At 63.6% G+C, this 6,201-nt stretch carries 5 protein-coding genes; 1 reads left to right on the top strand and 4 read right to left on the bottom strand.

The window, feature by feature from the left end; all coding sequences use genetic code 11:
- Positions 1–233: 233 nt before the first annotated feature.
- A complete protein-coding gene (locus VB716_RS06215; RefSeq protein ID WP_322758789.1) occupies positions 234–413 on the top strand; it encodes a hypothetical protein in 180 nt (59 codons plus the stop codon).
- Between the two features lie 12 nt (positions 414–425).
- Here the strand turns inward: VB716_RS06215 and VB716_RS06210 are convergent, their stop codons facing one another.
- The 4 genes from VB716_RS06210 to VB716_RS06195 form a co-directional block, all read right to left on the bottom strand.
- A complete protein-coding gene (locus VB716_RS06210) occupies positions 426–3,824 on the bottom strand; it encodes an efflux RND transporter permease subunit (protein WP_323270013.1) in 3,399 nt (1,132 codons plus the stop codon).
- A gap of 15 nt (positions 3,825–3,839) precedes the next feature.
- Positions 3,840–4,919: an efflux RND transporter periplasmic adaptor subunit gene (locus tag VB716_RS06205; protein ID WP_323270012.1), complete on the bottom strand. Its 1,080-nt coding sequence runs from the start codon at positions 4,917–4,919 to the stop codon at positions 3,840–3,842.
- 410 nt (positions 4,920–5,329) lie between these two features.
- Positions 5,330–5,572, bottom strand: coding sequence for a hypothetical protein (locus tag VB716_RS06200; protein WP_231598015.1), 243 nt, complete (start codon positions 5,570–5,572; stop codon positions 5,330–5,332).
- 256 nt (positions 5,573–5,828) lie between these two features.
- Positions 5,829–6,191 carry a PepSY domain-containing protein gene (locus VB716_RS06195; RefSeq protein WP_197156981.1) on the bottom strand — a complete coding sequence of 121 codons (363 nt, stop codon included), beginning with the start codon at positions 6,189–6,191 and terminating at the stop codon, positions 5,829–5,831.
- Positions 6,192–6,201 lie beyond the last annotated feature (10 nt).

Below are 6,201 nucleotides of genomic sequence, written 5' to 3'. Positions count from 1 at the left end.
TGGGATCTGGTCGATCACCGAGGCCATCGCTGCCCTCGCGCACGACATCAAGGGTCTGCTGAGGCTGCTGGGGTGGCAGGAAGCCGCGAAGAAACAGCCATCAGGATGACTTCTAATAGGCCCTGGGTCGGCAACGGCTCTCCCATCGCTTCCGGGTGGCTCACTTCTGATGTCGGCGCTGGCTCAGTTATCGATGCAAGCTACCATAGGCAGGTCCCACTATGACGCTTGAAATGAATAAAATAGTCGGGCCCCTGCGCAGAGCGTCGATCTATGGCCTAGTCAGTTACGCGGGGCTTGTGTTGATTAACAACTCTGAGCTGGATCTGCCCAACATGTGGATCGCCTATCTGCCGATGTTCATCGGCGTCTATGTGTTGACCCAGTGGTTGGACAGGAAGTTTGGGGGCTGAGCCACCTTCCCTTCAGATCTTCTTCGCTTCTCTGCTGTCTGCCTGGCGCCCAAGCCAGCCCTTGAGCTCCACATAGAACACCGGCACCACGAACAGCGACAGCACCGTGGCGACGGCCAGACCACCGAAGACCACTGTGCCGAGGGAAATCTGGCTTCGGGCACCAGCTCCGGTGGAGAACACCAGCGGCAGGAACCCCAGCAGTGATGCGGTGGCGGTCATCAGGATCGGGCGCAGTCTTGATCGGGCCGATTCCCGGGCGGCTTCCAAGACACCAATCCCACCAGCCAGCCGTTGATTCGCCAGGTCCACGATCAGAATTCCGTTCTTGGCCGCCAGCCCGATCAGCATCACCAGCCCCACCTGGGCGTAGACGTTCAGCACTTCGCCCCGCAGGCTCAGGAACAGCAGGGCCCCCAGCATGGCGGTCGGCACAGTCATCAGCACGATCAGCGGATCGCTGACGCTCTCGTATTGACCGGCCAGCACCAGATACACCACCAGGATTCCCAGGGCGAAGATCGCCAGACCCAGGGAACCGGCCTTGATCTCCTCTCGGGAAATGCCGGTCCAGTCGTAGCCGAGGCCATGGATCTGCAGATCGCGAAACAGGTTCTGCATGGTCTTGATCGCCTCACCGGAACTTTGACCCGGCGCCGTGGTCCCCTCAATCTTGATCGAGCGGTAGAGGTTGAAGTGGGGGATCACGGAAGGACCGGTGGTGGGTTCCACCCGGAAGAACTCCGAGAGCACGATCGGCTTGCCGGCGCGGTTGTTCACATACAGCGATTTCAGACGATCGGGGGTGGCGCGGAAGCCCTGGTCGGCCTGGACGTAGACACGCCGCACCTTGCCGGATTGGAACGTGTCGTTCACATAGCTGCCGCCCATGGTCACGCTCAAGGCCTGCATGGCCTCGCCGAAGTCCACATCCAGGGCCTCCATGCGATCGCGATCCACCTGAACCCGCAGCTTCGGTGATTCAGCCGAGAACTGGGTGAAGGCCACGCCGATCGTCTCCTGGGCATTGGCCTTGCCGATCAACTCGCCCGCGGCTCCGGCGAACCTGCCCAGATCCATGGCGCCGCCGCTCTTGTCGAGTAACTGGAACTCAAAGCCGCCCGAATTTCCATAGCCGATGATCGGCGGAGGCTCCACGACGATCATGCGGGCGTCCTCAATCACCGACAGTTTTCCATTCAGGCGACCCACGATCGCCGCGGCGCTCTGATCAGCCCGGCGGCGCTCCTCCCATGGCTTCAGCCCGAAGAAGAAGAAGCCTCGGTTGGGGGTGTTGCCCTCGAAACCAGCTCCACTGAACAACGCCGCCGTGGCGATATCCGGTTCGCTGCGCAGGATCTCGGCCACTCGTTGGTTGATGCGCTCGGTGTTCGGCAATGAGGTGCCTTCAGGCGCCTGGATGATGCCAAGGGCATAGCCCTGATCCTCCACGGGCACGAATCCGGTGGGGACCCTCGTGAAGGCCACAGTCGTGAGAACAATGCCCCCCAGCAGCAGGCCCATCACCAGACGCCGGTGACTGAGCACCCAGTCGAGGCCGTGGTGATAGCGATGCTCCATCGCGGCATAGAGCAGGTTGAAGCGGCTGAAGATCTCGGGCGTGAACCAGCTCACCAGCAGGCCCAGGGCGGTGCAGAGCACCACGCTGAGCGGCTGGAGCACCCCTCCGATCAACATGCCGCTCAGGGCGCCGGCCATGGCCAAGGGCAGCATCAGTGGCCTGCCGCTGAGCTTGCTCAGACCCAGGCCCAGCAGGGATCCGATCACCAGGCCCCCCAGAATCGTGAGCACGCCGCCGCCGCTGAGCAACACTCCGAAGATGAAGCCCAGGGTGGCTCCGCCGATGGCATAGTTCACACGGCTGGGTGCTGCGTCGTCGCGGTCCAGCAGCAGGGCTGCGAGCATCGGCGAAAAGGTGAGGGCGTTGAAGGTGGAAATGGCGATCGCCGCCATGATCGTGACGCCGAACTGTTTGTAGATCGTTCCGGTCGCACCGGGAAAGAACAGCACCGGCACAAACACGGCGATCAGCACCAGCGAGGTGGCGAGGATCGCGCCGAACAGCTCGTTCATGGCGGCCTGCGCGGCTGCAAGGGCATTCAGGCCCGAGCGCTTCTTGCTCACGGTGTCTTCGATCACCACAATGGCGTCATCCACCACCAGTCCGGTCGCCAGTACAAGTCCGAACAGGGTCAGCTGGTTGAGCGACACGCCCACCAACTTGGCCACGGCGAAGGTGCCGATCAGCGACACGGGAATGGCGATCGTGGGCACCAGCGTGGCCTTCCAGTCCTGCAGAAACAGGAACAGGATCAATACCACCAGCACAATCGCGTCCCGCAGGGCTGCCACCACCCCTTCGATCGAGGCGTTGATGAAATCGCTGTTGTCGTAGACCTTCTCCATCGTCACCCCCACCGGCAGGGTGCCTGCAAAGCCATCGAGCACCTTTTTGACGCCGGTGGACACCTCAAGTGCGTTGCTGCCACTCAGCTGATACACCGCCATCCCCACCGACGGAACACCCTGCAGATCCGTGCTGCTCACGTCATAGCTTTCGCCTCCCAGGGAGACCCGGCCCACGTCCTTGAGGCGCACCAGACCGCCATTGGCGGTGCGGCGCACCACCATGGTCTCAAACTCCTCCACGGAGGTGAGCCGACCCTGCAATTCAACGCTGAAGGTGTAGGCCTGATCGGATGCCGCCGGTGCACCGCCGATCTGGCCGGCCGGCACCAGACGGTTCTTGCTCGTCAGGGCATCCACCACATCGGTGGCCGTCAGGCCATTGACGGCCAGACTGACCGGGTTGAGCCAGACGCGGATGGCGAGCTGGCGGTTGCCGAAGTAGGTCACATCGCCGACCCCCGGCACCCGCTTGATCTCATCGGTGAGGCCCTGGTCCAGCAGGCCACTGATCGTCTCAACGCTATAGGGCTTCCTGGCATCGGCGCTGCCGAAGATATAAACGAGCAAAATCGAGGTGGAAGCTTTGTTCACCGTGACGCCAGACTGGCGCACCTCCTCCGGCAGCTGGGGTTCCGCCAGCCCCACCCGGTTCTGGACGTTCACCTGGTTGATGTTCTTGTCGCTGTCGTTGGCGAAGACCACCGTGATGGTGCTGCTGCCATCGGAGGCACTGCTCGAGGTGATGTAGTCCATCCCCTCGACACCGTTGATCTGCTGTTCCAGCACGGCGGTGACGCCCTGCTCGACACTGACCGCATCGGCACCGGTGTAGCTGGCCGACACGCTCACGGTGGGCGGTGCGATGTCCGGCAGGTTCTCGACGGGCAGCAGCGGGATTGAGATCAGTCCAGCGATCACGATCAGCAGGCTGAAGACCGCCGTGAGCACCGGTCGCCGGATGAACTGGTTCGAGAGCGACATGGGGCAGCTGGCGGTTCAGGGCCTGGGCTTGATCGGCAGGCCGTGGCGGAGGTTGATCAGGTTCGAGGTGATCACGGCCTCGCCGGGGCTCAGGCCGCTGAGTACCGGAAAGCGGTCGTTCTGCAGTGGCCCGAGAACCACAGGACGCTGCAGGGCGACGCGCGTGGTGGCCGGCAACTGGGCGAGAGCGGCCAGGTCGGCCCTGTCGGGATTGGCGCGCAGCTGGGCAAGGCTGCCGGGGATGAACACAAAGCTCTGGCCGGCGAGCTGCTGCACGGCCTTGAACGGTACCGAGAGTTGCTGGCTCTGCTCCAGCACCAATTGGGTGCGGACCTTGACGCCGTTGCGTAATCGGCCTCCCCGATTGTCGAACTCGGCCTTGGCCAGCAGTGTTTGGCTGTCGCCGACGACCGGATCGATCGATTCCACCTGGCCACTGGCCAGGGGCCGGTCGGTGGCCGGATCGGTCAGCAGCACGCTCTGGCCGATCCGCACCCGCTCCGCGTAGACCGATGGCACCTCGATCCTGACCATCAACCGGTCGTTGCTCACGATTTTTGTGAAGGGGTCACCGCTCTCGATCACGTCACCCTGCTTCACCTGCAGGTCGGCGACGATGCCGCTGATCGGGGCGCGGATGTTGCGGTAGCGGCGATCGGCCTCCCTGGCGTTGAGGGCCTCCCTGGAGGCGATCGCCTCCTGGCGAAACTGGTCCCGCTGGATCTGGCTGGCGGCCCCTTGGCGGACGAGCGATTCGTAGCGCTCGTAGTTGAGCTGGTCCGTCGCGGCCTTGTCCCGCAGGTTGACCACATCGGCCTTCTGTTGCTCCTGATCCAGCACCAGCAGCAGGTCACCCTGTTGCACCTGGCTGCCCTGGCTCACCAGGATGTTCACGATCCTGCCGTCCTCCTGGGCGGAAAGCTGGACCAGATCCAGGGCCTCGAGGCTGCTCACCGTCTCAACGCTGGTTCTGAAGGTTGCCAGCTGGGCCGGTTCTGTCTGCACCGGCAGCGGGCCGCCCTGTTGCGCTCGTGGCGGTTCAGAACAGCTGGTGAGCGAGAGCGCCATCAGCCCCATCGCCAGCGGAACACGCAACCGGCGCGGTGCCGGAACGCGCAAGTGACATGCACGCAGCGGCATGGAGAGTGGGCATTGGCTTGCTCCACATCTTGGCGGAAGAGAAGCCCACCCTGTTGTGAGGGATTCGCGGGCCCATGATTCATGGTGGGCTCCAGCAACCGTTGGTGTTGAGCGGATTCGCTCCAGTGGCTCATCTGTGGTGCCACAGCCCGATGGCCCTCAGGTGACTTCCAACCGGGAGCAGCTGGGTCGTGCCTGTCTGCAGTCCCTGGGCATTCAGCCGGGACCCCATGGGAAACCCCACTGAAACCCCGGCCCCAGCTGCCAGCGTCTGCAACTCCGCCCACAATCCAAGACTCTCAGATCGAACGATCACGGCAGAGCCGACAATCCCCCGGGGGCCAAGCTCCGGGCTTCTGTTGTATTCACCTTGCCCCAGCCTCTCCAGCAGGGGGCGTATCTCCGAGTAGATCCTGCATCACCTCCAACAGCCCATCGGCCAGCGGGCGGCGGCTGCCAAGACGGGCGCTCCAGATCGATCCCGACAGCAGCTCCTCTGCTGTCACTTGCGCCATGTCCTGGCCCTCCTGTAGGTGCAGCTGTTGCAACGGCACTGACAGCTCGGCATGAAAGACATGGGCTGTGCGCCGATGGATGCGGTGCTCCATGGCGTCATGCAAGACCTGGGGTTGCCAGCTGATCTCCTCCAGCAGCAGGGCGCCACGATGCCGGGGCTCTCGTCGCGCAGCTGCATCAGCCAGCGCTCCTGTTGCTGCAGCATCGCGAGGGCGCCTTCAATGCTCATGGCGATGGATCGTGTCGCCGCCGGCCAGCAGAGCCATGCCACCGTTGACGGCCATGAGCTCCTTCTCTGGATCAGCCAACGGAAGTTGCCCAGCGCCGAGAAGACTGTGATGCGGACCGTCAGTCGTCGCGTTCTTTCTTGAGGATCTGTCCGGTGGTGGCGTCCACATAGATCTCGAAGCGGCCCGTTGAGCTCTCCACCAGGGCCTCCCAGATCACGCGGCCCTTCTCCCGGTCGAGGTCGATCTCGATCACCCGTCCCCCGGGGACGGCCGCAGTGGCTGTGTTGATGGCCTGCTGCATCGTGATGGCAGGTGCGGGGGCCTGGGCTACGACCCGTGCCGGATCCGGGGTGGTGTCCGCACGGGTCGGGGCCGGTAGCCCGAGGGCCGTCGCCAGAGCGATGGTGGCCAGGGAGGAAACGCTTGCCAGAACCCTGATTGGGTGTTTGGTCAGAGGATCCGGGGAGCAAGAGGAGCCCATCGCCAGGAAA

The sequence above is a fragment of the Synechococcus sp. CCY9201 genome, assembly GCF_034931105.1.
GTDB lineage: Bacteria > Cyanobacteriota > Cyanobacteriia > PCC-6307 > Cyanobiaceae > CBW1002.
This window is presented reverse-complemented; position numbering and strand designations above follow the sequence as displayed.